The 26,831-nt window shown below is 63.5% G+C and carries 24 protein-coding genes and 2 tRNA genes; 3 read left to right on the top strand and 23 right to left on the bottom strand.

What is annotated here, in order from left to right:
• Positions 1-137: 137 nt before the first annotated feature.
• The 6 genes from HY921_05045 to HY921_05020 all read right to left on the bottom strand — a co-directional run bounded on the left by HY921_05045 (position 138) and on the right by HY921_05020 (position 6,585).
• Positions 138-2,507, bottom strand: a complete 2,370-nt coding sequence (locus HY921_05045; GenBank protein ID MBI5630231.1) for a sulfatase-like hydrolase/transferase — start codon at positions 2,505-2,507, stop codon at positions 138-140.
• Positions 2,501-3,349: a tetratricopeptide repeat protein gene (locus tag HY921_05040; GenBank protein ID MBI5630230.1), complete on the bottom strand. Its 849-nt coding sequence runs from the start codon at positions 3,347-3,349 to the stop codon at positions 2,501-2,503. The genes HY921_05045 and HY921_05040 overlap by 7 nt, the downstream gene beginning before the upstream one ends.
• Positions 3,346-4,194: a tetratricopeptide repeat protein gene (locus tag HY921_05035; protein ID MBI5630229.1), complete on the bottom strand. Its 849-nt coding sequence runs from the start codon at positions 4,192-4,194 to the stop codon at positions 3,346-3,348. The genes HY921_05040 and HY921_05035 overlap by 4 nt, the downstream gene beginning before the upstream one ends.
• Entirely contained in the window at positions 4,194-5,768 is a 1,575-nt protein-coding gene (locus tag HY921_05030) for a hypothetical protein (GenBank protein MBI5630228.1), read from the bottom strand. The genes HY921_05035 and HY921_05030 overlap by 1 nt, the downstream gene beginning before the upstream one ends.
• A gap of 118 nt (positions 5,769-5,886) precedes the next feature.
• Positions 5,887-5,962 (bottom strand) — tRNA-Ala (locus tag HY921_05025).
• Positions 5,963-6,027: 65 nt separating this feature from the next.
• Positions 6,028-6,585, bottom strand: coding sequence for a CAP domain-containing protein (locus tag HY921_05020; GenBank protein ID MBI5630227.1), 558 nt, complete (start codon positions 6,583-6,585; stop codon positions 6,028-6,030).
• Between the two features lie 269 nt (positions 6,586-6,854).
• Here HY921_05020 and HY921_05015 point away from each other — a divergent pair, with 269 nt between their 5' ends.
• Entirely contained in the window at positions 6,855-7,391 is a 537-nt protein-coding gene (locus HY921_05015; protein ID MBI5630226.1) for a hypothetical protein, read from the top strand.
• Positions 7,392-7,577: 186 nt separating this feature from the next.
• On the opposite strand, the gene HY921_05010 is transcribed toward HY921_05015, so the two are convergent.
• The 4 genes from HY921_05010 to HY921_04995 form a co-directional block, all read right to left on the bottom strand.
• A complete protein-coding gene (locus tag HY921_05010) occupies positions 7,578-8,057 on the bottom strand; it encodes a YbhB/YbcL family Raf kinase inhibitor-like protein (GenBank protein ID MBI5630225.1) in 480 nt (159 codons plus the stop codon).
• A 67-nt stretch (positions 8,058-8,124) separates the two neighbouring features.
• A complete protein-coding gene (locus tag HY921_05005; GenBank protein MBI5630224.1) occupies positions 8,125-8,643 on the bottom strand; it encodes a hypothetical protein in 519 nt (172 codons plus the stop codon).
• Positions 8,644-8,702: 59 nt separating this feature from the next.
• The gene (locus HY921_05000) at positions 8,703-9,140 is read right to left on the bottom strand and encodes a type II secretion system protein (GenBank protein MBI5630223.1); all 438 of its coding nucleotides are present in this window, start codon (positions 9,138-9,140) and stop codon (positions 8,703-8,705) included.
• A 41-nt stretch (positions 9,141-9,181) separates the two neighbouring features.
• A complete protein-coding gene (locus HY921_04995) occupies positions 9,182-10,246 on the bottom strand; it encodes a chromate transporter (GenBank protein ID MBI5630222.1) in 1,065 nt (354 codons plus the stop codon).
• A 64-nt stretch (positions 10,247-10,310) separates the two neighbouring features.
• On the opposite strand from HY921_04995, the gene HY921_04990 reads away from it, so the two are divergent.
• Positions 10,311-12,008, top strand: a complete 1,698-nt coding sequence (locus HY921_04990) for an amidohydrolase (GenBank protein MBI5630221.1) — start codon at positions 10,311-10,313, stop codon at positions 12,006-12,008.
• Here HY921_04990 and HY921_04985 read toward each other — a convergent pair.
• Positions 11,981-13,183, bottom strand: coding sequence for an MltA domain-containing protein (locus HY921_04985; GenBank protein MBI5630220.1), 1,203 nt, complete (start codon positions 13,181-13,183; stop codon positions 11,981-11,983). The genes HY921_04990 and HY921_04985 overlap by 28 nt on opposite strands.
• A 112-nt stretch (positions 13,184-13,295) precedes the next feature.
• Between HY921_04985 and HY921_04980 the strand changes: the two genes are divergently transcribed.
• Positions 13,296-14,366, top strand: coding sequence for a hypothetical protein (locus HY921_04980; protein MBI5630219.1), 1,071 nt, complete (start codon positions 13,296-13,298; stop codon positions 14,364-14,366).
• 10 nt (positions 14,367-14,376) lie between these two features.
• Here the strand turns inward: HY921_04980 and HY921_04975 are convergent.
• The 12 genes from HY921_04975 to thrS form a co-directional block, all read right to left on the bottom strand.
• A tRNA-Leu gene (locus HY921_04975) sits at positions 14,377-14,458 on the bottom strand.
• A gap of 12 nt (positions 14,459-14,470) precedes the next feature.
• A complete protein-coding gene (gene secG / locus HY921_04970) occupies positions 14,471-14,809 on the bottom strand; it encodes a preprotein translocase subunit SecG (protein ID MBI5630218.1) in 339 nt (112 codons plus the stop codon).
• 25 nt (positions 14,810-14,834) lie between these two features.
• A complete protein-coding gene (locus HY921_04965) occupies positions 14,835-16,022 on the bottom strand; it encodes a phosphoglycerate kinase (GenBank protein ID MBI5630217.1) in 1,188 nt (395 codons plus the stop codon).
• A 25-nt stretch (positions 16,023-16,047) separates the two neighbouring features.
• A complete protein-coding gene (rocF, locus tag HY921_04960) occupies positions 16,048-16,953 on the bottom strand; it encodes an arginase (GenBank protein ID MBI5630216.1) in 906 nt (301 codons plus the stop codon).
• A gap of 9 nt (positions 16,954-16,962) precedes the next feature.
• A complete protein-coding gene (gene gap / locus HY921_04955) occupies positions 16,963-17,988 on the bottom strand; it encodes a type I glyceraldehyde-3-phosphate dehydrogenase (protein MBI5630215.1) in 1,026 nt (341 codons plus the stop codon).
• A gap of 55 nt (positions 17,989-18,043) precedes the next feature.
• A complete protein-coding gene (locus HY921_04950) occupies positions 18,044-18,979 on the bottom strand; it encodes a hypothetical protein (protein MBI5630214.1) in 936 nt (311 codons plus the stop codon).
• A 5-nt stretch (positions 18,980-18,984) separates the two neighbouring features.
• Entirely contained in the window at positions 18,985-19,914 is a 930-nt protein-coding gene (locus HY921_04945; protein MBI5630213.1) for a TonB family protein, read from the bottom strand.
• Positions 19,911-20,321 carry a biopolymer transporter ExbD gene (locus tag HY921_04940; GenBank protein MBI5630212.1) on the bottom strand — a complete coding sequence of 137 codons (411 nt, stop codon included), beginning with the start codon at positions 20,319-20,321 and terminating at the stop codon, positions 19,911-19,913. Before HY921_04940 ends, HY921_04945 begins: the two co-directional genes overlap by 4 nt.
• Complete coding sequence (locus tag HY921_04935) at positions 20,321-20,755, bottom strand: biopolymer transporter ExbD (GenBank protein MBI5630211.1); 435 nt, start codon at positions 20,753-20,755, stop codon at positions 20,321-20,323. Before HY921_04935 ends, HY921_04940 begins: the two co-directional genes overlap by 1 nt.
• Entirely contained in the window at positions 20,756-21,373 is a 618-nt protein-coding gene (locus HY921_04930) for a MotA/TolQ/ExbB proton channel family protein (protein MBI5630210.1), read from the bottom strand.
• Positions 21,370-24,552 carry a tetratricopeptide repeat protein gene (locus HY921_04925; protein MBI5630209.1) on the bottom strand — a complete coding sequence of 1,061 codons (3,183 nt, stop codon included), beginning with the start codon at positions 24,550-24,552 and terminating at the stop codon, positions 21,370-21,372. The genes HY921_04930 and HY921_04925 overlap by 4 nt, the downstream gene beginning before the upstream one ends.
• Positions 24,525-26,312, bottom strand: coding sequence for a threonine--tRNA ligase (gene thrS / locus HY921_04920; GenBank protein ID MBI5630208.1), 1,788 nt, complete (start codon positions 26,310-26,312; stop codon positions 24,525-24,527). Before thrS ends, HY921_04925 begins: the two co-directional genes overlap by 28 nt.
• Between the last annotated feature and the right edge of the window lie 519 nt (positions 26,313-26,831).

Below are 26,831 nucleotides of genomic sequence, written 5' to 3'. Positions count from 1 at the left end.
TTCAGGCAGGCCCATCTTCGGCCGATTTCTTCGTTGCTCGTTGGTCACAATGCGCTGCGGCATTGCTCCCTCCTCGCGCCTCGAAATCAACTCGAATCTGGGCCTGCCAGTTGGTCATATTATTCCATTGCGAGCCCTTAGCCCGGGAAGCGGTAGAACGCCGCGATGCGCCGGATTTCCTCCGCGACGCGGGGGTTGAGCTCCCGGGCCCTGTCCGGGGTGAACAGATTGCGGTTTCCCTGCGAATCCGCGGCTAAATCGTAATAGTAATACGCGCCGTTGATCCCATCGGCTATATAAAGGTAGCACCCGTTGCCCATGAGGAGCGCGTACACCGACCCGTAGCTCGAGGCCAGGAGGTAATAATCCTCGAGATAGCGGTCATGCTCGCCCTTGGTCGGCGTAAACAGCGGCCTTCCGAAAAGCCGGTTCTTGGCCACGGAATGGCCCAGGAGGGCGTACAACGTGGGCGTCACATCGGTCAAGAATGCCGCGGCGCGCGCGTCCCGGTACAAGCCCCGGAACCGCGCCGGCAAATGGATGAGGAGCGGGATCTTGACGATTTCCGGGAACAGCGTGTAGGCATGGCCCCAGCGCCCCCCCTCTCCCAAGGAATCCCCATGATCCGAGGCGAGCACGACGATGCTGTCCCCGTAGAGCCCCCGGCGCTTCAAGTCCGCGATGAAAGCCCCGAAACAGCGGTCCAGCCCGCGCATTCGGCTGGCGTAAGCCGCGTCGAAGCCCGCGTAGCCGCCCGCAGCACCGGCCGCGAGCGAGCGCCCCTCCCGGTTGATCATCGAGACATGAAGATCCTGGGGCTGGGCGTAAAAGAAAAGCGGGGCCTTGGGCCGCCCGAGCTCGTCCAAGCGTTTCCCGAGGGAGGCAAGCTCCGGGCAGAGACGGTCCTGCCTCCGCCCATCAGTCAAGTCGCGCATCTCGGGAGTCTTTTGCACGATGGCATCAAGAATGGCGTCCCGGACGATGAACCCGCGGTAACCCTCCAGGCGCAGCAGCTTTTGAAGGGAGTTGAGAGGCTGGAAGGGCTCCGGATACTGCTTGTGCGGGATCATGGCTCCGGTCCAAATGGACGGCTCGGAGAGGCCCGTGGCCCCGTAGCGGGTGAAGGCGTTGGTAAATACCGAGCTCTCGGCCGCGAAACGGGAAATCTCGGGCGTGAACCGGACCGCGGGGTTATACGGCCTCAAATAATCCCGGCGCAGGCTGTCGACCACGATGATGAAGATATGGGGTTTGAACCCGCTGGAGGGAGCCAATGCCTCGCTCAAGCGAATCTCCACCGCGGGGGTGGGAAGGTCGCGGGGGATATTGGTGTGCCGCTGCATGAGAGCGAAGAGTTCCCCCTCCTTGCGCGCCGACAGAATCCGCCGGGCCAAGCGAAAGGAGGGCTCTCGCGCGGCGTAGCGCTCCAGGAGAGCGCTCCAGCGCACCCGATCCTCGGCCAGAAGGCGGTCGAGGTCGTAGCGGGATAAGCGCTCCGCCTGGAATATCGCGATGAAAACCAAGAAGGCCAGGCAGAGCGCCCACGAGTGCCCCGGCCCCTCTTGCCGCCTTGGCCCTGTCTGATAGGCCAAGGCGGCCGCTCCCCACCAAACCCCCATAACCGCGCAAGCCTGCAGAACCCCGTTCCAATCCATGAGAGGGAGCTCAAGGCTCGCCCAGGCCCCGAGCCCGGCCGCGAGAGCCCAAGAAATCGCCCCCGGAGGCGGGGTCAAGGCCTCGGCTGCGACCGTCAGCGCCAAAGTCAGGGAGATGGAAACCGCCCACGCCGGCCAGCCCGTAAACGGAACCGAGGCCAGCACGACGCGCGCAAAAAACGACGCCAAGACCCCGGCCGCGAGAAGCCGAGACAGGCAGAATGCCGCGGCTCCGGGAGCCGCGGCTAGATGAGCAAACCCCTTCGTCAGAGAGACCGCGCTGGCTGCCGCCAAGAACAAAAGGGCGTGGAGGCTCAAGCTCCAGGCCCAAGCGAGGCAGAAGGGCTTGAGCTCCATGGACAAAGCCAGACCTGCCCCCGCGCCGAAGCCCGAGGCGCAGAGAAACGCGGCGAGCAGGGCCGCGCGCAGGAGGCGCCGATCAAGAGCGGGATCCTCCAGGGCCCGAAAAGGCCTCCCCCTCTCCCAGGCCGCGGCCGCGGCCAAGACCAGGAAGGGCGCCCAGGCGGCGCAGCTCAAGGCCAAGGCCCCGGAGCCCGGGCGCAGGCTTGAAAGCCCGGGCAAGGCGGCCAAAAGCGCGCCGAGAAGTCCAAGAACGGCCACGGCCGCCCCTAAGGGGCCGCCCCAACTCTCGCGGCGGCCCGTGAATACCGCCGCGCTCAATATCCAAAGCCCCCCGTAAATCCAGGCGTGGCGGCGCGCAAAAAAGTCGAGCCAGGGGAAGGGATGCAGCTGGATGAAGTTCGTCCAGATGAAGGGGACATGGACGAACAGGCAATAGGCCGAGGTCGCCAAGCAGAACAGAAGCCAGAGGAAAACGACGAGCCCTACCATGGCGCCTGCAAGCCCCGCGGCCCCGACTCTCCGGCCCGCCTCAGGGAGCGGGCCATGGCGGAGTAGCGGCCCGCCTTCTCTCGGTCGCCGAGCTCCCGCCAGACCGCGGCCAGTCCCCAATAAAACTCGAGATATTTCGGGTGGAGGGCCAGTCCTTTCTCCAAGGTCTTTCGGGCGCGGGCGAATTCGCGGCGGTAGAGGTCAAGGCGCGCCGACAGGACAAGCGCGTCGGCTTGATCGGGACTCACGGCCAATACCTCCCCTACCCAGCGGCGCGCCGATGACAGATCCCGGTCGCGCCGAAAGGCGATCCTGGCCAGCCCCAGCCGCATGTCCGCGTACTCCGCAGACAAGGCGAGCCCGCGCCGGTAAAGCGCCTCTGCCTCGTCGAATTTGCGATGGCGCTCCAGGAAATGGGCCAGATAGAAAATCAAATCTGTGTTCCGGGGCTGCAGGGCCAGGCAGCGGCGATGCGCGTCCAGGGCAAAATCCCCGCGGCCGCTCCGCTCGTAGGAATCCCCCAGGGCCGGACAGGCGTCCACGGGGTCCGGAGAAATCTGGAAATAACGCTCCCAAGAGGCCGCGGCCCCTCCAGGATCCAGGCGATCGAGGGCCGAGGCCTCCTTGAAAATGTAGCGGTCGTTGTCGGGATAACGGCGCAGAAGGAAGCGGGAAAGCTCCAGGACCTTGCGGTGCTCTTCCTTGGCCTCCGCCAAGGCCAGGGCTTTAAGGGTTTCCCGCAATTTTTCGGGGGGCAAGGAGCGGCTCTCCGGCGCCCGGTACACCACAGCATAGAAGAGGGCGAGAAGGGCCGCTTGAAAGACGCCCCCCGGCTTTCTCACCGAGCGCGCAAGGCGCTCAAGCGCCGGTGGGCCGAGGCGTTGTCCGGCTCGAGCTCCACGAGCTTTAAGTAAACCTTGAGGGCGCCCGCCTCGTCGCCTTGAGCGTCATAGACCCGGCCCAATATCCGGTAGAGGTCGGCGTAGTCTGGACTCGCATTGATCGCCGAAACAAGGCTCTCCTTGGCCGTCTTGTTGTCTTGCCGGCGCAAGGCGATCTGGGCGCGCAGGAGAAGCCCGTCCGCGTTGGCGGCGTTTTTCTTGAGAACCGAATCGGACAAGGCCGCGGCCTCCGCCAGCCGCCCCTGGGACAGGCGGATGCGCGCGATTCCCAAGGTCGCGTCCGAGTAGGAGGGAGCCTCCTTGAGTATCCGGCGGTAGGCCTTCTCGGCCTCGGCGTATTGCGAGCGCGCCGCAAGGCCCCGGGCCACGAAGAAAGCGAGATCCGCGTTCTGCGGTTCTCGCGCGAGGCAAATCTTATAGGCCTCGAAGGATTCCTCCGCGCGATCGAGCTTCTCATAGACGCGGTTAATGTCGGGGCAGGCCTCCTGGGGCGCCGGGGAGACAGACATAAAGGCCTGCCACGCGGCAAGCTCGCCTTCGACGCGGCCGAGCTTGTGCAGGAGGCGCGCCTCGTGCTTGAGGTAGCGGGGCTCCTTGGGGTCGGAGCGCAGCAGCCTGCGCGCGCGAGACAAGGCGGAAGGGTATTGGCCCTGCTCGTACAGAAGAAGGCTCCTCTCCCAAAGAAGCCGCGCGGCCTCCGGGGAGAGCGGGCGGCGGTTCCAATAGTAGCCAACCCCCCAGGCCAGGAGAAGGGCCGCCCCGGCGCGTCCCAGAGTCCTCTTCATCAAAAGCTCCAGCGACCCTGGAGCGCGAAGGAGTAGGAGTCGTCGCGCACCGTGCTGCGCATGATTTTCCCCTCGCCCCGCAGGGAGAGATCCGAGCCCGGATACCACTCAAGACCCGCCTTGTAGGCGTTCACCTCGTAATGGCCCCGCACATCCACGTAGAAAGCCTTGTCGAAGGCCAGAGAGGTCCAGAGCTCCCGGGCCTGCCGGCGGCGCCACTCGAGGCCGAAGGTGTTGGTGAACTCGTCGGTGGAGCGGTAGCCCTCGGCCCCGGCCGCGTAATCGAGCAAGCCGTAGGCGTAGGTGAGGGAAACGTCCTTATACCACTTCAAGCGGTAGGCGAGATCGGCCGAGAACTCATGGAGGCGGTTGGCGTCATGGAAGAGGTCGTAGGCGTAAGAGAGCCCTGCCTGGCCGAGCTCATCCTCTCTCCAACGGTAGCGCAGGCTCCAGCGGTCGTAGCCCACTGATCCCAGCCTTCCCCCGGGCGCGGCGCCGTAAAACTCCTGAACCCCATGGGAGTAGGCCGGCTGGACGATATGCGAGCCGAACTCCTTGGTCGCGCGCAGGCGGTAGGACTGCCAGACCGAGCCCTCCGAGAACTCGCTCACCTCCCCGTGCCCGTCGAAGTCCCAGCCCCTACGCGAGGCATCGAAGTCGACGCGCGCCGAAGCCTCGCGCAGGATCGTGAAGAAGTCGGAGTTGCCGGACCCGCGCAGGAGCTTGGGCGCGCGCTTGAGGCTCATCCGCACGCCCGCGCCCCCGATATTCAGCTCGGAGGAAAGCTTGACCCGGCTGAAAAGCCTGGTCCCGATGCTGTTTCGCTTCTGGTCCGTGAACACCGACTGGCCGTACTCTGCGTTGAGGGCCAGGTCCCCTCGGGGCCTGGCCCCGAATCCAAACGTATACGTTTGCTCGAGCAAGTCATAGTAGGTGAAGCCCGCCGTGTCGTTGCGCTGCGCTTCCTGGCGGACGGAAGCTCCTAAGCGCAGATTCAGGCTCCGGACCCGCCCAGGCATGGCGTCCATCCCGGCAAAGCGCCCCTCGTAGACGATGCGCTGCAAGGGAGCAGAGGTGCCGAGCCCCTCCGTCCCCACGGATTTATAGGCGCTGATCTTGGGGAATATCCCCTCCCCGCGCTCCCGAATCGCGGAATCAAGGCGCCGAGCCGCCACGGGATTTCCCGGCTCCAGTTCCTTGATCTTGGCGTAGACCGAGGCCAGATCCCGGTAGCGGCCCTGGCCAGAGTAGGATCGCGCCAGAAGCCCCAGTATGTAGCTGTTGCCTGGGGACTGCCTGTCCCACTGCTCAAGATAACGGCCGGCTTCCTCATACTGTCCAAGCGACAGGCAGGCCAAAGCGAGACCCTCAAGCGCCCCCGCGCTTGCGGGAGTTATCTCTAGAAGGCGGAGGAAGGCCTCCTTGGACTCGACGGGCCGCCCCTCGCGGCGCTTGAGCGTTCCCAACTCGTAGAGAGCGCTCGCCTCCTCGCGCGGCGGCTCTTGAGCCAAGACCCAAGCCGCGGGAAGGAGGAGAAGGAGGAGGGAAAAGTTGACTGCCCAGGTCCGGCCCATGCGCCCCAATTCTACACTAGTAGGCGCGCCAAGCGCCACGCCGAGTCGAAGATATCCACCGAAATTTCCCGGGAAGTTTCTGTGGATAACTGCGACCGACCAGCGGTTCGCGTCAGAATGGTGGACGTGAGCGGGATCGAACCGCTGACCTCCTGCATGCCATGCAGGCGCTCTCCCAGCTGAGCTACACGCCCGAAAACGGTGGGGTAGGCGAAAACAATTTTACCAAAAGGCGGACTTTAAAACAATGCGGAGGACGTTATTTCTTGCGGACCAGGAAGAACTGGGTGAAATAAACCTTCCCGCTCGGAGTCGAGGCGGCTCCGATCGCAGATTCCTCAAAAACGCCATCCATTATGTTCTGACGGTGGGACGGGCTTTTAAGCCAGAACTCGACCTGTCTCCTGGCGATTTCGGCCAAGGCCGCGCCGGGAATCCTGGCCTTCCCCAAGTTCTCCCCGGCGATACGAAAACGAATCCCGGCCTTATCCATCCTCTCCCTAAGCTCCTCGTGAGTCTGGGGATCCACATGGCTCATAAAGTGGCGTTTGGCCATCTCGGCGCTGTAGCGCCTGGCCGCTTGATGGAGGTCCTCGACAAAAATCAATTCCCGCAGTCCTGCGTCCACTCTCGCCTTGTTGACAAGGCGCAGCCCCTCGTCTTCGATGACCTTCAACTCGCTTTCCGCAAAAAAGAGCTGCTGGCTCTCGACGCCGGCGGCCGGCTGCGCTTCATCCGGATCCTCCTGAGCGAAGGATGGGAACACATTCAACGCCAAAGCAATAGGAAGGAAAGACATCTTGAATTGGTTCTTCATAATCCAATTTTAATAGACTCCTTGCCTTTGCCGGAAGGGCCTCTCAGCCCCATTTTTTTAAGCAAAAGTCCTATTCAGCCATAGGCCGAATGTCCCGAAGCTTTCCGCTTTTTCTAGTGTCAGGCACGAATCATTGAATTTCGACCCTATTGGCGCAAGTTCGGGTAGGCCTAATGCGCTGAAAAATTTTCCCCCTAAGGCCCAGAGCCAAAATCGGGAAGATACATAGAATAGGGCGCCGTGAAATTACATTAATGGAGGAGTAAACAATGCGCAAGTATCAGTTGGGTCTGGCCCTTGTGGCTGCCTTGAGCGCGTCGGCCTACGCCGATTTCGCGCCCTCGGCCAGCGTCAAGGTAATGAGAAGCGAAGCGGCTAACGCCGGTTCCGTCGCGGCCAAGGAAATCGCCGCGATGTATGTCCTGCCCTACAATGTCGAGTTCAACATCTCGAGCGGACATGTGAACGCGGTGATCGATGTGCCCAGGAATTATTACCGCTTCATCGAAGACGTCGGCGGTTTCGTCGAGGTGCGCCTCTATGCCGGAGATCAGAGAGGCCAGGAGAGGAGGATCATGAAGCACAAGGAGTATCAGCTGCGTGGTCATAGAGCCTCCTTCACCTTCCCCCAGAACTCAGTGTGCGATTCAGACAGCTTCTTCTCTTATAATCGCCACCTAAAGGTCTGGGCTTCCGCTCGAAATGCCAACGGATCGCCGATGAGCCTCTTCGAGAGCCCGAACGATGGTAGGCGCTTCACGGTCACCTGCAGGGGTCTGATCTGGGATATCATCAACGGGGACTAAGCTAGCATCAGCTTAATTCCAGGAATAGTCGCCAGACATTCTTAAAGCCGAGTAGCGGGCAGGGATGTTTCTCGTCCCTGCCCGCTTGGCTTTTGTTCCTAAGGGCCTACGACAGGCTGGGCCCAAAAGCCTCGGCTTGGGCCATACGTGGGGAGAGGGCTTTAAGACCCAGCGCGGCTGGGGACGTTAACGCTGGTATATCCCGACGAGCTCGGCCTCGGCCAGGACATGCCCCTTCATCGCCCTCTCCACCTGGGCCTTGGTGGCCTTTGAGGATAGTCCGAGCGCCTTGTCCAAGGCGTAAAGCCTGAAGAAATAGCGGTGCGGGGCCCCGGGCGGCGGGCAGGGCCCGTGATAGCCGACCCGATCGAAATCCTCGTCCCTCACGCCCCAGCACAATCCCTGCTTGGCGCCGTTCTCGAGGGCCTCGGTCTTGGCGAGCCCCTCCGGCAGGCCCGGGAGAGAGGCGGGAAGATCGTAGAGCACCCAATGGACCCACAGCCCCGCGGGAGCGTCCGGGTCGTCCATGATAATGGCCAGGCTCTTGGCGGCCTGAGGGACTCCCGTCCAGGAAAGTTGGGGAGAAAGGTCCTCCCCGTCGCAGGTAAGCTTTCTCGGGATCTTGGAGTTCTGGGCAAAAGCAGGGCTTTTCATTTGCATGGTCATGGAATTCCTCCGGGATGGATGGCTCGCGGCAGCGAGCGCAAAGACAGCCGCCGCCGCGATCAAGACCCTACGCGCGCGAGTGCGCCAGTTGGGAAAGCTCATTGATCATGAGGCTCGTCAAGATCACGAACGCGCCCTGGGCGAGTTGAATCCCCCACTCGAGAGGAGCCTGCGAGCTCGTGGGCCGTAGGGCGTGAATGGCCAAGAGAAGCAGCGCCACCCCGATCGAGACCTTGAGGGTTCTCTCCCGGGTATCATAGATTCCTATGGCGAAGGGAGTCAAGGCCAAGAGAAGCCATATCGAGGACCAATAGATGCCGAGGAAATAGACCATGACGCTGTTCACAGCCAAATTCACCCATAAACGGAACTCGATCAAACCCTGCGCTCCCTGGCTCAAGCCCTGGATCACGCGCATCAAGAACAGATTGAAGACGAGGCCGAAAACGAGGAGGCAGACGCATATGACTCGCACCAGCCCCACGGGCTGGGACAGAAAAAGCCCTAGCCCCACCAAAATGATGGCCAAGGGCGTGGAATAACGGCCCACCAGGACGGCCATTTGCACTTTTTTTTGAGAATTCATAGCTGCCTCCAAGTATGACGACCCCTCGCCCCCGACCCCCGCGACGCTGCGGGGGTTTGCTAATTCTGATTCCAGACCTTGCCTTTGGCGTCGTTATGGCTGCAGCCGATCCAGGTCCGGCCCTTGTCGGCGCCCGCGTTCTCATAGACCAGAGCCCCGGAGTCCCCCGTCGCGTCGAAAGTGTCCACGTAATCAATGTTGCTGGTGCTGCCGTGGTCCACGGTATAAATGGGAAGGAAGGACGCTTCCATGTAGGAGTTGCCCGCCTGCTGGAAGGGCGTCAGATCCGCCGGATACTGGCCCTCGTTGTCGCCATAATAGACCACCAAGGCCGAGCGGATGGCCCCGAGCTTGCCCTTGGTGGCTCCCTCGTTGGCCGAACGGATCGCCGAGTTGATTTTTGGAACCACGACCACCGCGAGAAGCCCGATAATGGCCACCACGATCATGATCTCGACCATGGTAAAGCCGCGGCGGCTCCGGAGCGGATCCGACATGGCAATACTATGATAGATTTCCCTAATTTCCGCAATACTTTTTAAATCTTAAGCAAAAGGGCGCCAAGGCAGGCGCTGCCGGCCAGGACCCAGGCCGGTTCCAGCCAATACAGGGCGGCTAGAGAGGCTGGGTAGAAAACAAAGCCGTAGGCGCCCTGTAAAGCGGGAATGGTGAGCTGGGCCGCGACAGCGACGACGGAACCGACGGAAGCCGCGGACATCCCTTTCAGAAACACCATGACTCGGGGACCGCTGCGCAGCCTCTCCACGGCCGGGCCCAAAGCGAGCAAGGTCCCGAAGCAGGGAAGCATGACCCCGAAAAGGCCGAGCACGGCGCCCAAAAAGCCCGCGGCCTTGTAGCCCACGAAGGCCGAGAGCATGGTCACGGGACCGGGCTTGAACTGCGCTAGCGCCAGCCCGGCCAGGAACTGCTCGGGAGTGAGCCAGCCCTTGCGCAGGACGAAGTCCTGGTTAAGGAAGGAGGCGATGACATAGCCCCCGCCCGTGACCAGCGCCCCGGCCTTGAAGGTGCCAAGGAAAATCGCGGCAAGGATATTCGGCTCAAGCGAGGCCAAGGCCCTGGAAGGCCGCTCCCAGGCGTAGCGCGCCAGGCCGCCCAAGAACACCACCCAGGCCACGGAGGCGTGCATGAGGCAAGCCAGAAGCGACGCCGCGAAAAGAAGCGCGTCGGCCCGGTCCATCACTATCTTGCGGGCCAGGCGCAGGCAAACCACGGTGAGGACGGCCATGGCGCAGGGCTTGAGCGCCGTCACCATGCCCGACAGGGCGGGAACCGCCCCGTACTTGAAGTAGAACCAGGAAAGCCCGGTCATGACGAAAAAGCCGGGAAGAACGTAGGCCAGGCCGCAAATAAGACCCCACTTGCGTCCGCCCTTGTGGATGCCGATCGCGATCGACATCTCCGTGGCGCTCGGCCCCGGCACGGCTTCGAGCAGGCCTATGGTCGAGGCAAACCAATGCGCGCTCACCCAGCGCCGCTTCTCCACCACCTCGCGGTGGATGAGCCCCATGGCCACAAGAGGCCCGCCGAAAGACGTACAGCCTACTTTAAGGAAAGTGAAAAACAATTCGCGCAACGTGGGCATGAATAATTCGGTGACAGTTACTTAATTCTATATTAGAATTAAGTAACTGTCACCGAATTAAACCATGCTGCGTTTTCTCTTGATGTTATGGTGCGCCCAGGCTTGGGCGCAATCCGCCGACATCGTGCTCCGCGGGGGGCCGGTCTACACGGTGGACGCGGCGCGCTCCTGGGCCTCGGCCGTGGCCGTGCTCGGCAACCGGATCGCCTACGTGGGAGACGAGGAAGGGGTCAAGCCCTGGATCGGCAAACAGACCAAGATCATAGAGCTCGCGGGACGACTGCTTCTGCCCGGTTTCCAGGACTCCCACATCCATCCCGGCGGAGCGCTCAGCCTCTCCAAGATCCGCCTCCACGGAGTCATGGACCGCGGCGAGATCGAGAAGCGCATCCGGAAGTACGTCCGAGAGAATCCGGGCCTTCCCTGGATCGAGGGCCGGGGCTGGGAGGTGGCGGCCTTCAAGCCCGAGGGCAGGCCCCACCGCGGCATGCTCGACGCCTTGGTCCAGGACAAGCCCGCGTATCTCAGCGCCTCGGACGGGCACACGGCCTGGGTGAACAGCCGGGCCCTTAAGCTCGCCGCAATCACGGCCGAGACCCCCGACCCTCCCAACGGACACATCGAGCGCGAGCCGGGAAGCCTCGAGCCCACCGGGGTCCTCCACGACTCAGCCATGGGGCTCGTGGGAAAACTCCTGCCCCCCTCGACCCGGGAGGACCGGGTCAAGGCCTACCGCCTCATCATGAAAGAGCTCAACGCCGTCGGGGTCACCGCCATCATAGACGCGGCCACGGGCCTGGAGCACGAATCGGTCTGGGGAGAGCTCGGCAGGAACAACGAGCTAACACTCCGCGTCACCCTCTGCCAGGAGTTCGACCCCGAGGCCGACACCGAGGAGAAGGCCCTCGACTCCTTCAAGAAGCGCCGGGAGGCCCTGGGCTCGGGAAACCCGCGGGCAACCGCGGTCAAGCTCGTGCTCGACGGCATCATCGAGCAGCACACGGGAGCGCTTCTTGCGCCCTACCTCGACAAGCCCGGCGACCGCGGCCCCCTCTACATGAAGCCCGAACGGCTCAAGAAATTCGCGGCCCGCCTCGACAAGGAAGGCTTCCAGGTCCATGTCCACGCGATCGGAGACCGCGCCGTGCGCGAGGCCTTGGACGCCTTTGAGGCCGCGCGCAAGGCAAACGGCCCGCGCGACTCGCGCCATCACCTGGCCCACGTGGAGCTGATCGCTCCGGCGGACATCCCCCGCCTGCGCCGATTGGGAGTCGCCGCCAATATGACCCCGGTCTGGGCGCGGGGAGACGAGCTCAACCTCGTCTTCACGGAGCCCCGCTTGGGCCCCGAGCGCTCGCGCTGGCTTTACCCCCACAAGTCCATCTTGGACGCGGGAGGGCGCCTGGCCTGGGGCACGGATTGGCCGGTGACCACCTTCGTCCCCATGGAGGGCCTGGAAACGGCGGTAAGTCGGCGGCACTTGGGAGGGCGGAAACCGACGGGAGCCCTCGACACCGCCTGGCTCCCGGAGGAGAGGCTTTCCATTGAGGAAGCTTTGGCCGCCTACACCATCTCGGGAGCCTATCTTTCCTTCGAGGAGAAAGACCGCGGCTCGATAGAAGCGGGAAAACTCGCCGATCTGACGATCTTGAGCGAGAATCTGTTCGAGCTCCCCGAGACCGAGATCCACGATGTCCCGGTGGACCTCACCTTGTTCGACGGGAAAATCGTGTATCAGCGGGACTTGAGCAAGAGGAAGTAAAGCCTGCCGCCTTCCTTCATATGGCTGGCCTCTGCCGCGGCCTGGTCGCCGGCCCCCCAGAAAACGTCGGCCCTCCCCGGATTGTCTATGGCGGCCCCCGCGTCCTGGCTCAAAGCGAAACGCCGGACGGGCGCAAACCCGATGATCCTTCCGAAGCGGTCCGCCACGGGCCGGCGCGTCAAGAAAAAGGCGAGACAGCCCCTGGGAAGCTGGCGGCTCACCGCCAAGGACCTGCCGGGGGTCAGGGGGACACCGATCGAACCCAAGGGCCCGTCTCCCTCGCGCTTCTGGAAGAAGGAATAGCGGGGATCCACCTCGAGAATCTCAAGCTTGCGCGCCGGACTTTGGGCGCGAACATAGCGCATGATGGAGAGACTATCGGCCCCCCCGATTATCTCGCCTCGGTCGATGAGGTAGCGCGCGATGCTGCGGTAGGGATGGCCGTTGGCGCCGTCGAAGCCCACCCGGACGCGCTCGCCCGAGGGCAGGCGCAGGAATCCCGAGCCTTGAAGCTGCAGGAAGAACAGGTCCGTCGGGTCCTCGGCCCAGAAAAGCTCGAGGCCTTGTCCCTTCAGGGCCCCACGGTCTATCCGGGCGCGGCTCGAAAACACCTCGAGGCCCCCGGACCGGGTTCTGCGGGCGTAGTCGTAGGGGAAGCCCTCGCTCGGAGCGACCGCGACCAGGTCCGCGGGCCGGGCGTAAACCGGGACGGGATGGGCGGGGTCGGGAGCCGGCACGGCCGGGATCTCGGGCTCGAAGTAGCCGGTGAAGACCACTCCCCCGTCCCCAACGGAGCCGGCCGACTCGTAAAGCTCAAAGTCCGAGCGCAGGCGCGCGTTGAGCTCGGAGCGGCCGGCCCTCAGGAGCTCCAGAAGGGCGGCCATAGTCCTCTTGAGTTCTCCCACGCTCGCGACTCTGTCTCCGAAATAGAGAGGCTGAGAGTCCGAAAAATGCGCCAGATACGCCCCGTTCCAGGACGCGGCCCGGCGCAGGGACTCAAGAGGCATGTCATCGGCAAATTCCGGGAAACGGTCCGCCGCCACCCGGCGCAGGGCGTTATTGGGAATGCTGGGGACCGCCAGGGGTTCGGCCTCGAAGGTTCGCGGCGCCAGGGGATCCTCAAAATCCTGGGCCAAGGCGACAAAGGGGGCCAGACCCAGAACGGCCGCGAGCAAGGCCCTCACAAAATGAAGCGTTCGGGCGTCATGCTCAAAAGTGTAAACATCTTCAAGGGCCCTTGACAAGCACGGTTTCGAGAGACAAACTCCCTGTCGCCAAGGAGGCTCCATGTTCAAACATCCGGTTCTGTGGGGTATCACCATCATCGCGCTTCAATCCGCGGCGCACGCCAACACCAACAAATGCCCCGACATCGCCAAGACCGCCATCCATAGATTTAAAGCCGATCGGATGGCCGCGCGCGCGGAGAAGGTCTGGCAAGATCTCAACGACCCGTGGCCCAACACGCCGGGCCAACGCGCCTGGATTGGCAAAGAGTGGGAGTATTTTAACCGCGAGAAGCCGGCCTTCAACCAGTACGTTCTAGACCAGGAGGCAGCACGGGTCGCGCGCGAGGTCGCCGCTCTGGAGATAGAGATCACCGCTCTCTGTGATGAGGCCGACGACGTCAATCGCAGGGAACAGACCTCTCTGCAGCGCGCCAAGGGCGCTGCCGCAAACGACGAACAGACGGCACTCTCCCGCGTGCGCGATTATCAAAGACAGAAGGCCCATGTCGAGACGCTGCTCAACGAGAAACGCACGGGTGACCTTGTGCTCCGATTCGACCATGTGCGCTCGGCCGCGGAGCGGCTCCTGCAATTTATCGATGCCGCAAGGAAAATCCCCTTGGGCATGACGGGCACGAACGCGGCCCATCCGAATCGAGGCATCGAAATCGCGGAGGGCAAGCGCAGGACCTTATTGAGCCGCCTTGAGGCCAACGCGCGCTCCCTTATTCTTGAAGAAGCCGTCTCCGAGAATGCGCTCTGGCAGCTGCGCCACAGCGCCGCCGCGGCGCGGGCCATCCTGCAGCAGTCGATTCAAAACTCGATCAACCTCGAGGTGCTCGATAAAAACCAGGCTCGCGCGGAGACGTTCGAGTCTCTATTGAGCGCCGCGCGCCAAGACAAGGAGCGCCTCTGGGCCGTGACCGACGGAGAGATCATACTCAACCACGAGCGGGGCGACCGATACTACTACAGGACTTCCGATGAGAAAGCCGGCGTGGAAGCTTCAAAGGCCGCCGACGAAGTCATCCGCGCGAAAAAACAGGCTTTCGAGGCGCAGGAAAGGCTCTCCGCGGCGCAAAAAAAACTCGAAGAGTACACCAAGAACTACCGGCGTTTGTCAAGGTAGATTAAGAAATTGCGCGGGGAGGGACTCGAACCCTCACGCCTTGCGGCATACGCCCCTCAAACGTACGCGTCTGCCAGTTCCGCCACCCGCGCGAAAGCGATGGGCTACTTGCGAGTCCCCGCCGGGTGAGGCGGGGGGACCGGTGCTTTGGACTGCCGAGGCGCCTGGACCGGAGCCGGCGCCGTCGGCGCCCTGGAGGTGACCGTGGACATCCCCGAGCGGGTCGTAAAAAAGGTCAAAAGAAGCGAGGTCAGGGCGAAGGTTCCGGCCAGGACGGAGGTGAGCTTTCTCATGAAGCTCGAGCCGGTCGGGGTGTTGATCAAGGAGTCTCCCCCCCCTCCGAACACCAGGAGCCCGGCCCCTCGTCCCGTTTGGAGAAGCACGACCAGGATCATCAAGAAACAGGCGATGACGTGCACCGTGAGCAAGAATGTGTAAAACATGTCGAGATTATACCAGTTTTGCCGCTTAAGAGGCTAGAGCGGCCAAGCCGGGGAGTATCTTGCCCTCCAACAGCTCCAGGCTGGCGCCTCCGCCGGTGGAGCAATGGCTCATCTGGCCCGAAAGCCCCGCCTTGGAAAGAGCCGCCAAGCTGTCGCCTCCGCCCACTATGGTGGTGGCTCCTTTCTTCGTGGCCTCGGCCATGGCCTCGGCCACGGCGATGCTGCCCTTGGCGAAGGCCTCCATCTCAAAAATCCCCATGGGCCCGTTCCAGAAAATAGTTTTGGCCTTGGCGATCTCCTCCCGGAAATACTCGATGGCGTGCGGGCCGATGTCCACCCCGATGAAATCGGGAGGAATGGCCATGCCCTGGGTGGCCGTCGCGGCGGCGTCGGCATTGATCTCGCGCACCACCATGTGGTCGGCGGGAAGCAGGCACTGCACTTTCTTGGCGTAGGCCTTCTCGACCAAGCCCTGGGCTTCATGAACCTTGTCTTTTTCCAGGAGCGACTTGCCGATGGAGATGCCCTGGGCGGCGAGGAAGGTGTAGGCCATCCCCCCCCCGATCACGAGACAGTCGATGCGGTCGAGGAGCTTGTGCAGGACCCCGAGCTTGTCGGAGACCTTGGCCCCGCCCACGATGGCCAAAAAGGGCCGCTCGGGGTGTCCTATGACGCGGTCCAGGAATTCCAGTTCCTTCTGGACCAGGAAACCGATGGCTCCCGGCAGATTCCTGGGGATCCCGGCCGTGGAGGCGTGGGCCCTGTGCAGGGCCCCGAAAGCGTCCTGGACGAAAACGTCGCCGAGCTTGGAAAGGGCCTGGGCGAACTTGGGGTCGTTGGCCTCCTCCTCGGCGTGGAAGCGAAGGTTCTCGAGCAGGACGACTCCCCCGGCCTTGAGCCCGGCCACGGCCTTCTCCGCGGGGACCCCGACGCAATCCTCGGCGAAGGACACTCCGGCGCCCAGGAGCTTCTCGAGCTCGGAGAGCACGGGCTTCAAACTGTACTTGGGGTCTGGCTTGCCGCGCGGCCGGCCCAGATGAGAAATGAGGGCGATCTTGGCCCCTGCCTCCCGCAAATGCTTCAAAGTGGGCAAGGTCTCGCGGATGCGGCTGGCATCCTCCACCTTGCCGCCCTTGAGCGGGACGTTGTAGTCGACGCGCAAGAGGACCCGCTTGTTCTTGACGGTCATGTCCTGCACGCGTTTGAGCTTCAAAGCCGGCTTTTCGTTAGGTTCCATATCAGTAGATGCTTTTGCCGAGGGCCGAGCTGATGAACTCGACGGCAAGCACCGCCGTGGAGTTCTGCACGTCCTCGAGGGGATTGACCTCCACGAGATCCAAGGACAGGAGGTTCTGGGAGTCGGCGACCATTTCCATCAGAAGATGGGATTCCCGGTAGGTGAGGCCCCCGCGCTTCAAGGTGCCGGTGCCGGGGGCGCTGCCGGGGTCGACCACATCGATGTCGAAGCTGAGATGAAAACCCGCGGTGCCGTCCGAGGCCACGTCGATGGCCTGCTCGATGGTCGTGCCCATGCCGAAGCGGTCTATCTCCTGCATGGAGAAGACCCGGATCCCGGAACGGCGCAAGTTCGCGGCCTCTGCCTTGTCCACGTCGCGCACCCCGATGAGGCAGACGTTGCGCGGCTCGACCTTGGGGGAGAAGCCGCCGAGCCTCGCGAATTCCTTGCGCCCCAAGCCCAAAATGTGGGCCAAGGGCATGCCGTGGACGTTGCCGGAGGGAGAGGTTTCGGGGGTGTTGATATCGGCGTGGGCGTCCACCCAGATAAGGCCTATCTTCTGGTCAGCATCGCGAAAGGCCCGGGAGACCCCGGAGACGCTCCCCACGGCGAGGCTATGGTCGCCCCCCAAGGTGACGGGCAAAATTCCCGCGGCCCGACTGTCATGAACGCGCTTTTCCAGCTCCCGGCAGACTTCAAGGATCGCGGAAGCGTTCCTGAGCTTCGGGGAACTGCGCCGGGAGGACTTGGGCACCGGCAAATCCCCCGAGTCCTCCACCGCGAGGCCCAGGTTTTCCAGGGACTCGATGAGCTTGGCCCTGCGTATGGCGGCGGGCCCCCCCGAGGTTCCCTGCTTGCTGGCCCCGAGGTCCAGAGGGACCCCCAGGACCGAGACCCTGCGTTTCATGCCTGAGGCTTAGACTTTGGCTGGGGCGCCCATTTTCTTGGCGATGTAGGCGGACAGATCTATGACCCGGTTCGAGTAGCCCCATTCGTTGTCGTACCAGCCGAAAACCTTGACCAGGTTCTGCCCGACCACGTCGGTGAGCGGCGCGTCGAAAATCGAGCTCGCGCTGTTGCCCGTAAAATCCTTGGACACGAGCTCCGCCTCGCAGTATTGGAGATAGCCCTTAAGCCTGCCTGACTCGGCTGCCTTTTTGAAGGCCGCGTTGACCTCCTCCTTGGAGGTCGGCTTCTCGGTCACCACGGTGAGGTCCACCAAAGAGACGTCCGGGGTGGGCACGCGGATGGCGATGCCGTTGAGCTTGCCCTTGAGCTGCGGCAGGACCAGGCCGATGGCCTTGGCCGCCCCCGTGCTGCTCGGGATCATGCTCACCGCCGCGGCCCGGGCCCGGCGCAGGTCCTTGTGGGCGAAATCCAGGACCACCTGGTCGTTGGTGTAGGAGTGGACCGTGGTCATGAGGCCCGATTTGATGCCGAAGGCCTCGTTCATGACCTTAGCCAGCGGCGCCAAGGCGTTGGTGGTGCAGGAGGCGTTGGAGACGATGCAATGCTTGGCCGGGTCGTAGAGGTCCTCGTTGATGCCCATGCACACGGTAATGTCCTCGCCCTTGGCCGGCGCCGAGATGATGACCTTGCGCGCCCCCGCGCCGAGATGCGCCTTGGCCTTTTCCGCCTCGGTAAAGCGCCCCGTAGACTCGATGACGAGCTCGATTCCCAGGCTCTTCCAGGGAAGCTGGGCCGGATCCTTCTCCGCGATCACTCGGATGACCTTGCCGTCGATCACGAGGTCCGACCCGCGGGCCTCCACGCCGCCCGGATAAATCCCGAAGGTGGAATCGTACTTGAAAAGATGGGCCAAGGTCTTGGCGTCCGTCAAATCGTTGACGGCCACGAAGTTCAAGGCGGGGTTCTTGACCCCGGCGCGCATCACCAGGCGCCCAATGCGCCCGAAACCGTTGATTCCGACATTGATTGCCATAGTTGTCTCCTGTAGAGAGCCTAAACCCCCGCCCCGCGGCGGGACCTTTTAAATATTAGCGATTTAAAAGGACAATTTCCACTCTTTGGTCGGAGTAGGGGACGGGAGCCGCGTCCACGCTGATGTTGCGGGAGGCGAGCATCAGGTCCTTGGCGAGGTAGGCGGAAATAGACTTGGCCTGGGCCAGCCCCAATTCCTTGGTCTGCGCGAAGGCCCGGATCGCGAGGGGAATCCCGTAATAGCGCCTCTTGATGAGGTCGCTGGCCGAGCGCAGAAGATCTGCTCCGGCCACGGGGCCCACGACCTGCTGGGACTTGCCGCTGCCGAAAAGGGTCGCGGAATCGAGGCTGATGTGCAGACCGGAGTCCTCCTGGTGGACCATCCCGTTGAAAAGGAGCTGCTTGCCCACGCTGGTCCGGGGAGAGCCCCGCGGATCGGTGAAGGTGTAGACCGCGGAATAGGATTGCCCGGCGCGCATGGACTCGTCCTGGCTGTTGAGTCCCCTCCAGACAAGCTCCTCGCCCAAGGACGAGCCCTCGTGGTGCTCAAAGACCCGGCCCTCCTGGTCCACGATGCTGAGGCTCCAGGCGTACTGCCGGGCCTGGCGGGGCGTGAGCTTGGCCTGGAGGACTTCCTCGAGCTTCTGGCGCATGGGGAAGGCGATCCCGGGCCTCTGGCTGAAGGTGCTTCTCCAAAGCTCCACCACCCGCTCCTGCAGGAGAAAATCAGGATAAGTGCGGCGCCAGGAGACGGTCAAAGGAGAGACGGTGAGAAGAAGCGAGGGGTTGGGCTCGAGAGAAGGCCTGATGGACTCGTAGGGATCCACCTCGACGCGCACGGGGGGCTTTTTCTCGCCGAATTTCTGGGTTCCGGCCTCGCCCTTGACCACCACCTCCTCGGGCAGACCACCGGGAGTCGGGGCCGCCGCGGGCAAGCCCCCGGCGGCCCGGGCGTTTAAGGCCAAGAACAGCATGCACAGAGTTTTCTTCATGGCGTTCACTCCAAGAGAAACCGGAACGTGATGATTCCCCACTGCCTCCGGCCCCCGGCCAAGGGCGCGAAGCGCCACTGGCGCAGGGCCTCCAAGGCCAGGCGATCGAGCCGCCCGAAGCCCGAGGTGCGCTCCACAAGCATTTGGGGCAGGACCGCCCCCTGCGGCGAGACGTCGAAACGGATGGAAAGCGAGGCCTCGTGAACCCCCAGATCGCGGGCCCAAGCCGGGAACTCTGGAATCACGTACGACAGGACCTTGCGGCCGGAGAGCGGGCCCTCTATTTCCACCCCCTTATTCTCCTCCAAGGCCCTGGCCTTGCCGCGCTGGGGAGCAGGCGAGAGCACGGGCTCAAGCCTATTGCGAAGAGCCTCGGGCGCCTCCCGCATCTGCGGAGCCATGTCCAGGCGCTCCGAGACCGGGAGAATCGCCTCGAGCGTGCGGCGCAGGGCCCCCCGCTCCGGGGCCGCCTCCACAAGGGGCCGGGGCGCGGCCGAGAGACGCCGGCGAGCGGATAAGCTCGCGGCCTCCAGACCCTGCAAGGCGCCGGCCGGGCGCCGCCGCCCGACGTCCTCGAGCCTGGGAAGCTCGGCGGGGGCTTGGGGCCGGCGGCTTCTCTCCTCGAGCTTGGGGACCGCCATGAGTGCCGCGGCCCTCGCCCTTGAGGGCTCGGCATCAAGGGCCTGGGGCGCCGCCTTGGGAGCCGCAGGCAAGGCCAATTTCAGGAAATTCCACGTGCTGGGAGGGCTCGGGGCCCGAGGGATCGGCTTGGGCGTCTCCACGGGCCGGCGCGTTTCGATCATGAGGTCCACGTTGGCGATCACGCGGGCCCCTGCCTGGCGGGCCAACCGGGACATATGGAGATACAGCCCGAGCCCCGCCGCGTGCAAGGCCAAGGAGCTCATCACGGAAACCGGGACCCTGGAAGCGGTCATTTCTTGGGCTCCGTGGCGATGGTGAGAACCTGGGCCCCGGCCTCCTTGGCCCGGGCCATGAGCTCGGTGAGCCTGCCGTGGGTGGCGCTTTCGTCGGCCCTCAGCACGACTCGCTTGGAGTCGCTGGCCAGAAGCCGGGCCTCTAGCTCTGCCTTCAGGGAATCCAAATCCTTGAACTCCTTGTAATCCAGCGCCAGGCGTCCCTCCCGGCTCAAGGTGACGGTGAGCTTGTCGGACTCAGAGCCCTCGCGAGTGTGGGCCTGGGGCAAGGTGACCTTGATCACCGGGTCCGACATCATCGGGGCCGTCACCATGAAAATGATCACCAAGACAAGGCAAACGTCCACCAAGGGTGTTACGTTGATGCCCGAGACGATCTCGCCCTCGTCCTCCCAATCCACGGCCATCAGGCCTTCCCCCCCGGCTGTTCCTCGCTCTTGAGGATGGCGAGCTTCAGGGCCCCCGCCTGCTGGGCCGTGTCCAAGATCCGGACGACCTCTCCCACCTTGTTGCTGGCATCCGCGGAAATGACCACCAGCTTGTCCTTGCTCGCGGCCAGAGCCTTCAAGATCTCGGACTCCAGAGCCGCGGCCGCGGCCGCGACCTCGGCCCCGTTGACCGTGATCCTGCCGTCAGCCATGAGGCGCACCTGGACGTTCTCGCTCAAGGACGCCTTGCCTTGGGCGACGCCGGCGCGCGACTGGAGAACGTTGATGCCGATGCTCAAGGCCATGGGCGCGATGGCCATGAAGATGATAACGAGCACGAGGCAGACGTCCACCAAGGGCGTGACGTTGATCGCGGTGATGGGCTCCTCGGCCTTGTCCTGGGCGCCCGCCATTTATTTGGCCCCAAGCATCACGATGAGCCGGGTCGCGGCCACCTGCATCTGGACCGAGAGCTCTTTGACTCTCCTGGTGAAGTAGTTGTAGATGACCGCGGCCGGGATGGCCACCAGAAGCCCGGCGGCGGTCGCCACCAGGGCCTCGGCGATGCCCTTGGCCACCACGCTCGGCCCCCCGCCTCCGGCCAAGGCCAGGTCTCGGAAGGCCTTGATGATGCCGACCACGGTGCCGAAAAGGCCGATGAAGGGTGCCGTGTTGCTCAAGGTTCCCAGGACCGCCAGGAAGCGCTCGAGCTTAAGCCTTTCCTCGAGCCCCTTGCTGTGCAGGAGCTCCTCCAAATCCTTGCGCGAGCGCCCGGCGTGGAGAAGCCCGTAATGAACCACCTGCGCCACGCAGGAGGACTGCTTCTGGCAGAAATGGAGGGCGGCCTCGCTCTTGCCATCCTCCAGGAGCTTGCGCACGTGCGCGAGCACGTTCTCTGCGTTTCCCTCGGCGCGGCGGAAATACAGCCAGCGCTCGATCATGAAAGTGAAGGAGAGCACCGAGCAGAAAAGGAGGACGAGGAGGGTGAGGCTGTCCCGGAGCATCAGCAGGTAATTGATCTGACCCATCATTGAATCCTCCCCGCCTTGGCCTTGGGCGTCTGGGCCGCGGACTTGCCCGCCCTGCGCAAAGCGGCGGCGCGCTGGGCCGCGGACTGCGCCACGGCCTTGCCCGCGTTGCGGGCCAAATCGTCATAGACGGCCAGGGCCTTCTCGTAATCCGAGCCCCTCTCGTAAAGCTCGCCGAGGCGTATAAGGGCCTGGAGGCGGAAAGGGTTGCCCGCCGGCCGCATGGGGCGAAGCTTTTCCCAGGCATTCTGCGCCTCGTCTGGCCGCTTCTGCGCGACGTAAATCTCTCCTGCCCGATACGCGGCCTCCAAGGCCATCTCGGCCCCTGGCTGGGCGCGCTCGCCGATCCGGCTCAAGGTGGAAAGAGCCCCCTCGTAGTCCCTGCGGTCCTTTTGGATGGCGAAGACCTCCCAAAGGGCGGACAAGGCCGCGGGATCGGAGGCCCCCGCCAGGCCCACGTACTTCTGATAGGCGTCCTGGGACATGTCGGGCCGGCCCACGGCCTTGTAGGAGAGGGCCAGATTGAACTGGGCGGCCTTGACGTACTCCGCCTCCGGGTACTCCTCGATGAGACGCAGGTAATAGCGGATGGCCTCCTGGTGCTTCTTCAAGCCGTAGGAGGCGCTGGCCAGGTGGAATAGGGCCAGCGCCGTGTTCTCGCCCCGCTCGAAGTTGTCAAGGAGGCGCTCGAAGGCCGGAATGGCCTCCTGGAAATTGGAAAGCTTGAACCAGCTCTCGCCAAGATAAAACTGGGCCTTGCCGAGCTCGGCGTGGTTGGTGTGCTCCACGCTGAATTTTTGGAACTCCGAGGCCGCCTCGGCGTAGTCCTTGGCCTCGAAGCAGCGCCGGGCCAGGCGGAACTGCAGGTCCGCGGCGATGGGCTTGGCGGCGGCGGCCGCGATCATGCCGCGCAAGACCGCCTTGAAGTCCGCCTTCCTCAGGCGGTCGAGGGCGCTTTCCAGTATCTCGAGGCCGTCGGAGGCCTCCGGGGAACCGGGGAATTGGCCGACAAGCTCCTGGACCTCCTTGACGGCCGCGGCGTCGTCCTTGGCGTTGTAGGCGGCCTGGGCCAGGCGCAGGCGCGCCATGGCAAGCCGGGAGTCGGACGGAAAATTCTTTAGGATGGCGCGGTAGGCGGCCATGGACTCGCCGTATTTCTGGGCCCGGAACAAGGTGTCGGCGGACTGGAAGGCCGCAGCCTCGGCTTCCTTGGCCTGGGGATAGCGCGACATGAGCTTTTTCCAGGCCTCCAGGGCCTGGGTGTAGAAGCGGGCGTTGTAGAGGCTTTGGCCCGCCCGGTACAGGGCCACGGGGGCCTGGGCGGAGTCCGGATGCTCCTGGGCGTATTTCTCGTAGAGCTGGAAGGAGTCCTCGTAGTTCTTCTGGTTGAACAGGCTGTCGGCGATGCCGAGTTCATTGACGCCCGAGAAAGTGAAGGTGGAGGAAGCCGCGGAGAGCATCTCCTTGAGCTTCTGGCGCTCCTCCAAGGCCTTCTGGTCCTCTCCTTCATAGCTGTAGCACCAGGCCAGCCCGTCCTGGGCGTAGATGGCGGCGGGGTCGTCCGGGTAGACCTTGAGTATCATCTCATAGATGACCTTGGCCTCCTCCACCTGGTTCAAGGCCAGATAGGCCTCGGCCGCGTAGAGGTAGCTCAAGGTCCGCCACTTCGAACGAGAGGGCGGCATGTGCCGGAAGATGTACTGATAGGAGGTGAGGATGGAGTTGTAGTTCTTCCCGCTGAATTGGTTTTGCAAAATCAGGAAAAGGGCCTGCTCGGCGATCTCCGAGGACGGGGCGATGTCTATGATGCGCTGGAAGGCGTCCGCGGCCTCGCCGTGGCGGCCGAGCCCCACCAAGGCGTTGCCCAGGATAAGGTAGACGTTCTTGGCCAAGGCGTTGTTGGGGTACAGGGACAGGAAATTCCGGCAGGTCTGCGCCGCTTGCGCGAAGTCGCCCACCTGGGCCTGGGTCCAGGCCAGCTTGTAATGGGCCAGGGGCGACACCCTGAGGGTCTCGGGGTGCTGGGTGATCACCTTGGTGTAGGCGAAAAGCGCGTCGCGAATCTGTCCGGTCGCCAGATACGTCTCGGCGACGAGGTATTGGGAAATGGGCCCGAAGAAATCGCCGGGGGCGCGGTCCAAAAGGCCTTGGAGCTGGGCCCGGGCCTGGATATAGTCCTTTTTCTGGAAATGGCAGGCGCCGACGCGGAAATTGGCGGCCGAGCGCAGAGGGCTGTCCGGGTAGAGGCTGATGAACCGCTGGTATTTTGAGACCGCCCCATCGTAGTCCTCGGCCAGGAAGAAGGACTCCGCGATGTAGAACTGGGCCTCTTCCTTGAGCTCGCTCTCGGGGTAATCGCGGATCAGCTTCTCGAAGGCCGTAGCCGCGAGATACGCTCTCTTGGATAGGAGGTAGGTCTTTCCCAAATAATACTGGGCCTCCGGAGTGCTCACCGCCTTCAAGGCCTTCTCGGCGTTGTTGTAGTCCCCCTTGTGCAGGGCCACCACGCCCTGGGCATAAAGCGCGGCCTGCTCCTTGAGATAGGCGGGATAGGTCTCCCCCAGGATGAAAAGGGAAGACTCGGCCGCCTCGAACTCCTCCATGGCGAGATAAGAGTAGACGATGCCGAGCAGGCTTTCCCCGGCCAGGTAGGACTTGGGGAATCTGCTCTCGACCTCGCCGAACTGCTTCAAGGCCTCCTCCCAATTTCTCTCGTTGTAGGCCGCCTCCCCCAAGCGGTACTGGGCCGAGGCCCCAAGCCCGCTTTTCTTGTCCTCGGCCACCGCGCTGAAGGCCTTGCGCGCGGCCTGGAGGGCCTTGGCCGCGGCGGGGTTGGAAGCGGAAAGCGCCCGAGAAGCGGAATTCTTCTTGGAGGCGGCCTCTTCCTTAAGGAGGCTCAAGGCGTAGCGCATCTGCGCCTCGCCGATCAAAAAGCGCGCGTCGGCGGCCCTTAGGCTGCGTGGAAACTTGGAGAGGAAATTATCGAGGGCCTCCACCGCCGCGGACGAGTCCTGCGGCGCCGCCGCTTCGCGGAACATCTGAGTGGCGGAGGCGAAGACGTCCTCCTCCTGCTGGACCTTGCCGTCGGAGTCGCTCCAGGGGGCGGCGGCGCATAGGCTCCGGGTGCCGAGCAAAGCCGCCAGGAGCAGGGCCCTCATGCGTCCCAGCGGGGGGCGGACCATTTCTCCGCGCATTCCTGGCCGAGGCGCCGGGCGAATGTCTCCTCGGTGACACCGTGGAATTGCCGGCCGTCGCTCAGGCGCACGGATAGAGTCCCGGCCGCGAGGTCCTTGGGCCCGAGGACCACCATGTAGGGAACTTTCTCGAGCTGGGCGTCGCGGATCTTGTGGCCGATCTTCTCGCCCCGGAAGTCGCAGGCGGCGCGCAGGCCGAGCGCTTCGAGCCGCCGGGCGAACTCCGCCCCGGCCGCGGCCTCGCCGTCGGTGAGGGTGAGGACCTTCACCTGGACCGGGGAAAGCCACAGCGGGAAATGCCCGGCGTAGTGCTCGATCAATATGCCGAAAAAGCGCTCGAGCGAGCCGTACAAGGCGCGATGCACCATGAGGGGGCGCTGGCGCGAGCCGTCGGAGGCGATGTATTCGAGCTGAAATTTCTCGGGAAGGTTGAAGTCGAACTGCACCGTGGAGAGCTGCCAGGAGCGGCCGATGGCGTCGATGAGCTTGACGTCTATCTTCGGGCCGTAGAAAGCGGCCTCGCCGCGCATGAGCCGGTAGGGGATGTCGCGCTTCTTGAGAACGGACTCCAGAGCCCCCTGGGCGCTCTCCCAATCCGCGGTCTCGCCGGAGTAGTCCGATCTCTTGCCCGGATCCCAGGTGGACACCTCCATGGCGTAGCGCTCAAAGCCGAAGGTCTTGAACAAGGCCAGGGCGAAGTCGATGCAGGCCTCGATCTCGGACTCCATGGATTCGGGGGCGCAAAAGATGTGGGCGTCGTCCTGCGTGAACCCGCGGGCGCGCATAAGGCCGTGGAGGACTCCCGAGCGCTCGTAGCGGTAGACAGTGCCCAGTTCCGAGAGGCGCAGCGGGAGCTCCCGGTAGGAGCGCAGGCGGCTCTGGTAGATGAGGATGTGGAAGGGGCAGTTCATGGGCTTTAACTGATAATCCGCCTTCTCCACCTCGATCTCGGAAAACATGTTTTGCCTGAAAAAATCGCGGTGGCCGGATGTGTTCCAAAGTTCTATGTTGGCGATGTGCGGGGTGTAGACCATCTGGTAGCCGCGCTTCAAGGCCTCGACCCTCAGCCAGTCCTCCATGATGAGACGCATACGCCCGCCCTTGGGGTGCCAGAAGACCAGCCCCGGGCCGGCCAAGTCCTGCACGCTGAAAAGATCCAAAGCGGGGCCGAGCTTCCTGTGGTCCCGGGCCTTGGCCTGCTCCAGCATCTTAAGATGGGACTCCAGCTGTTCCTTGGTGGGCCAGGCCGTGCCGTAGATGCGCTGGAGCATGGGGTTTTTCTCGTCGCCCCGCCAGTAGGCCCCGGCCACGCTCAGGAGCTTGAAGTGGCGGATGGCCTTGGTGCTCGGGCAATGCCCGCCGCGGCAGAGGTCGGTGAAAGTCCCGTGGGTGTAATGGGTGATTTTCTGGCCCTTCAGACCCTCCAGGATCTCGAGCTTGTACGTCTCCCCCCGCGCCTCCCAGTAGCGCTTGGAGTCCTCGTAGGACAGCTCCTCGCCCTTAAAGACATGATTGCCCTCCGCGATCTGGCGCATGCGCTTCTCGATCTTGGGCAGGTCCTCCAGGGCGAAGGGATGGGGCCCGTCGAAATCGTAGTAGAAGCCGTTCTCGATGGCCGGGCCTATCGTGATCTTGGTGCCGGGGAAAAGCTCTTGAACCGCCTGGGCCATCACGTGGGCGCAGGAATGGCGCAGGGCGTCCAAATACTCCTGCGAGGAGACGTCGGGAGAGTCCTTGGTCATGGTCATGGAAAAATTCTACCAAACGAAGGCGCCGATCAACAGCAAGTCTAGCGGCGCGGTGTTACGAAATCATGACGGGATTAGGCCCTCGCCAGGGAGAGGGTTCTTTGTTATCATTGCTCCACGGAAAATAAGAAAATCGTCCTCCCCCTTTCCCTGCTGATGATCCCACCCCAAATGCGTCGAGGCCAAGGAGATAGTGGACTCGATCGAGCGCTGGATCAAGGTCGCCAGGTTGGCTCCCGCCGAAGCGAGGTGGACTAACGAATCCAGCGTTCCCCTTATCGAATACTGATCAGCCGCTTATCCACCGAACTTCGCCGCGAAGTTTTGTGAATAACTCCACCGGCCTTGCGCTCCGGCCGACAAAAGCTGCGACGATCTAGCGAGCCCGCGCTCCCTCCGGGTCGCGGACAACCAAGTAGCCCAAGTCCTCCCGGGGAAATAGGAATCCAAGCATGCCGGCGGGATACCGCAGCAAGCCTGGGAATTTAACGCGCGGCGCAGCGCGAGGACAAGGAGAAG

It is taken from the genome of Elusimicrobiota bacterium (assembly GCA_016218575.1).
Lineage (GTDB): Bacteria > Elusimicrobiota > Elusimicrobia > UBA1565 > UBA9628 > JACRDN01.
Note: the sequence above shows the minus strand (reverse complement) of the source record. Positions and strands in the feature narration are given on the sequence as shown.

Bases quoted from the DNA above. Each gene is read 5' to 3' on its own strand.
- secG (MBI5630218.1), bottom strand. From the start codon at position 14,809: ATGTTTTACACATTCTTGCTCACGGTGCACGTCATCGCCTGTTTCTTG.
- HY921_05000 (MBI5630223.1), bottom strand. From the start codon at position 9,140: ATGTCGGATCCGCTCCGGAGCCGCCGCGGCTTTACCATGGTCGAGATC.
- HY921_04945 (MBI5630213.1), bottom strand. From the start codon at position 19,914: ATGACCGCTTCCAGGGTCCCGGTTTCCGTGATGAGCTCCTTGGCCTTG.
- HY921_04980 (MBI5630219.1), top strand. From the start codon at position 13,296: ATGTTCAAACATCCGGTTCTGTGGGGTATCACCATCATCGCGCTTCAA.
- HY921_04995 (MBI5630222.1), bottom strand. From the start codon at position 10,246: ATGCCCACGTTGCGCGAATTGTTTTTCACTTTCCTTAAAGTAGGCTGT.
- HY921_04940 (MBI5630212.1), bottom strand. From the start codon at position 20,321: ATGGCCGTGGATTGGGAGGACGAGGGCGAGATCGTCTCGGGCATCAAC.
- HY921_05005 (MBI5630224.1), bottom strand. From the start codon at position 8,643: ATGAATTCTCAAAAAAAAGTGCAAATGGCCGTCCTGGTGGGCCGTTAT.
- rocF (MBI5630216.1), bottom strand. From the start codon at position 16,953: ATGAAACGCAGGGTCTCGGTCCTGGGGGTCCCTCTGGACCTCGGGGCC.
- HY921_04990 (MBI5630221.1), top strand. From the start codon at position 10,311: ATGCTGCGTTTTCTCTTGATGTTATGGTGCGCCCAGGCTTGGGCGCAA.
- HY921_04925 (MBI5630209.1), bottom strand. From the start codon at position 24,552: ATGGTCCGCCCCCCGCTGGGACGCATGAGGGCCCTGCTCCTGGCGGCT.
- thrS (MBI5630208.1), bottom strand. From the start codon at position 26,312: ATGACCATGACCAAGGACTCTCCCGACGTCTCCTCGCAGGAGTATTTG.
- HY921_04950 (MBI5630214.1), bottom strand. From the start codon at position 18,979: ATGAAGAAAACTCTGTGCATGCTGTTCTTGGCCTTAAACGCCCGGGCC.
- HY921_05010 (MBI5630225.1), bottom strand. From the start codon at position 8,057: ATGACCATGCAAATGAAAAGCCCTGCTTTTGCCCAGAACTCCAAGATC.
- HY921_04935 (MBI5630211.1), bottom strand. From the start codon at position 20,755: ATGGCGGGCGCCCAGGACAAGGCCGAGGAGCCCATCACCGCGATCAAC.
- HY921_05030 (MBI5630228.1), bottom strand. From the start codon at position 5,768: ATGGGCCGGACCTGGGCAGTCAACTTTTCCCTCCTCCTTCTCCTCCTT.
- HY921_05020 (MBI5630227.1), bottom strand. From the start codon at position 6,585: ATGAAGAACCAATTCAAGATGTCTTTCCTTCCTATTGCTTTGGCGTTG.
- gap (MBI5630215.1), bottom strand. From the start codon at position 17,988: ATGGCAATCAATGTCGGAATCAACGGTTTCGGGCGCATTGGGCGCCTG.
- HY921_05045 (MBI5630231.1), bottom strand. From the start codon at position 2,507: ATGGTAGGGCTCGTCGTTTTCCTCTGGCTTCTGTTCTGCTTGGCGACC.
- HY921_05015 (MBI5630226.1), top strand. From the start codon at position 6,855: ATGCGCAAGTATCAGTTGGGTCTGGCCCTTGTGGCTGCCTTGAGCGCG.
- HY921_04930 (MBI5630210.1), bottom strand. From the start codon at position 21,373: ATGATGGGTCAGATCAATTACCTGCTGATGCTCCGGGACAGCCTCACC.
- HY921_05035 (MBI5630229.1), bottom strand. From the start codon at position 4,194: ATGAAGAGGACTCTGGGACGCGCCGGGGCGGCCCTTCTCCTGGCCTGG.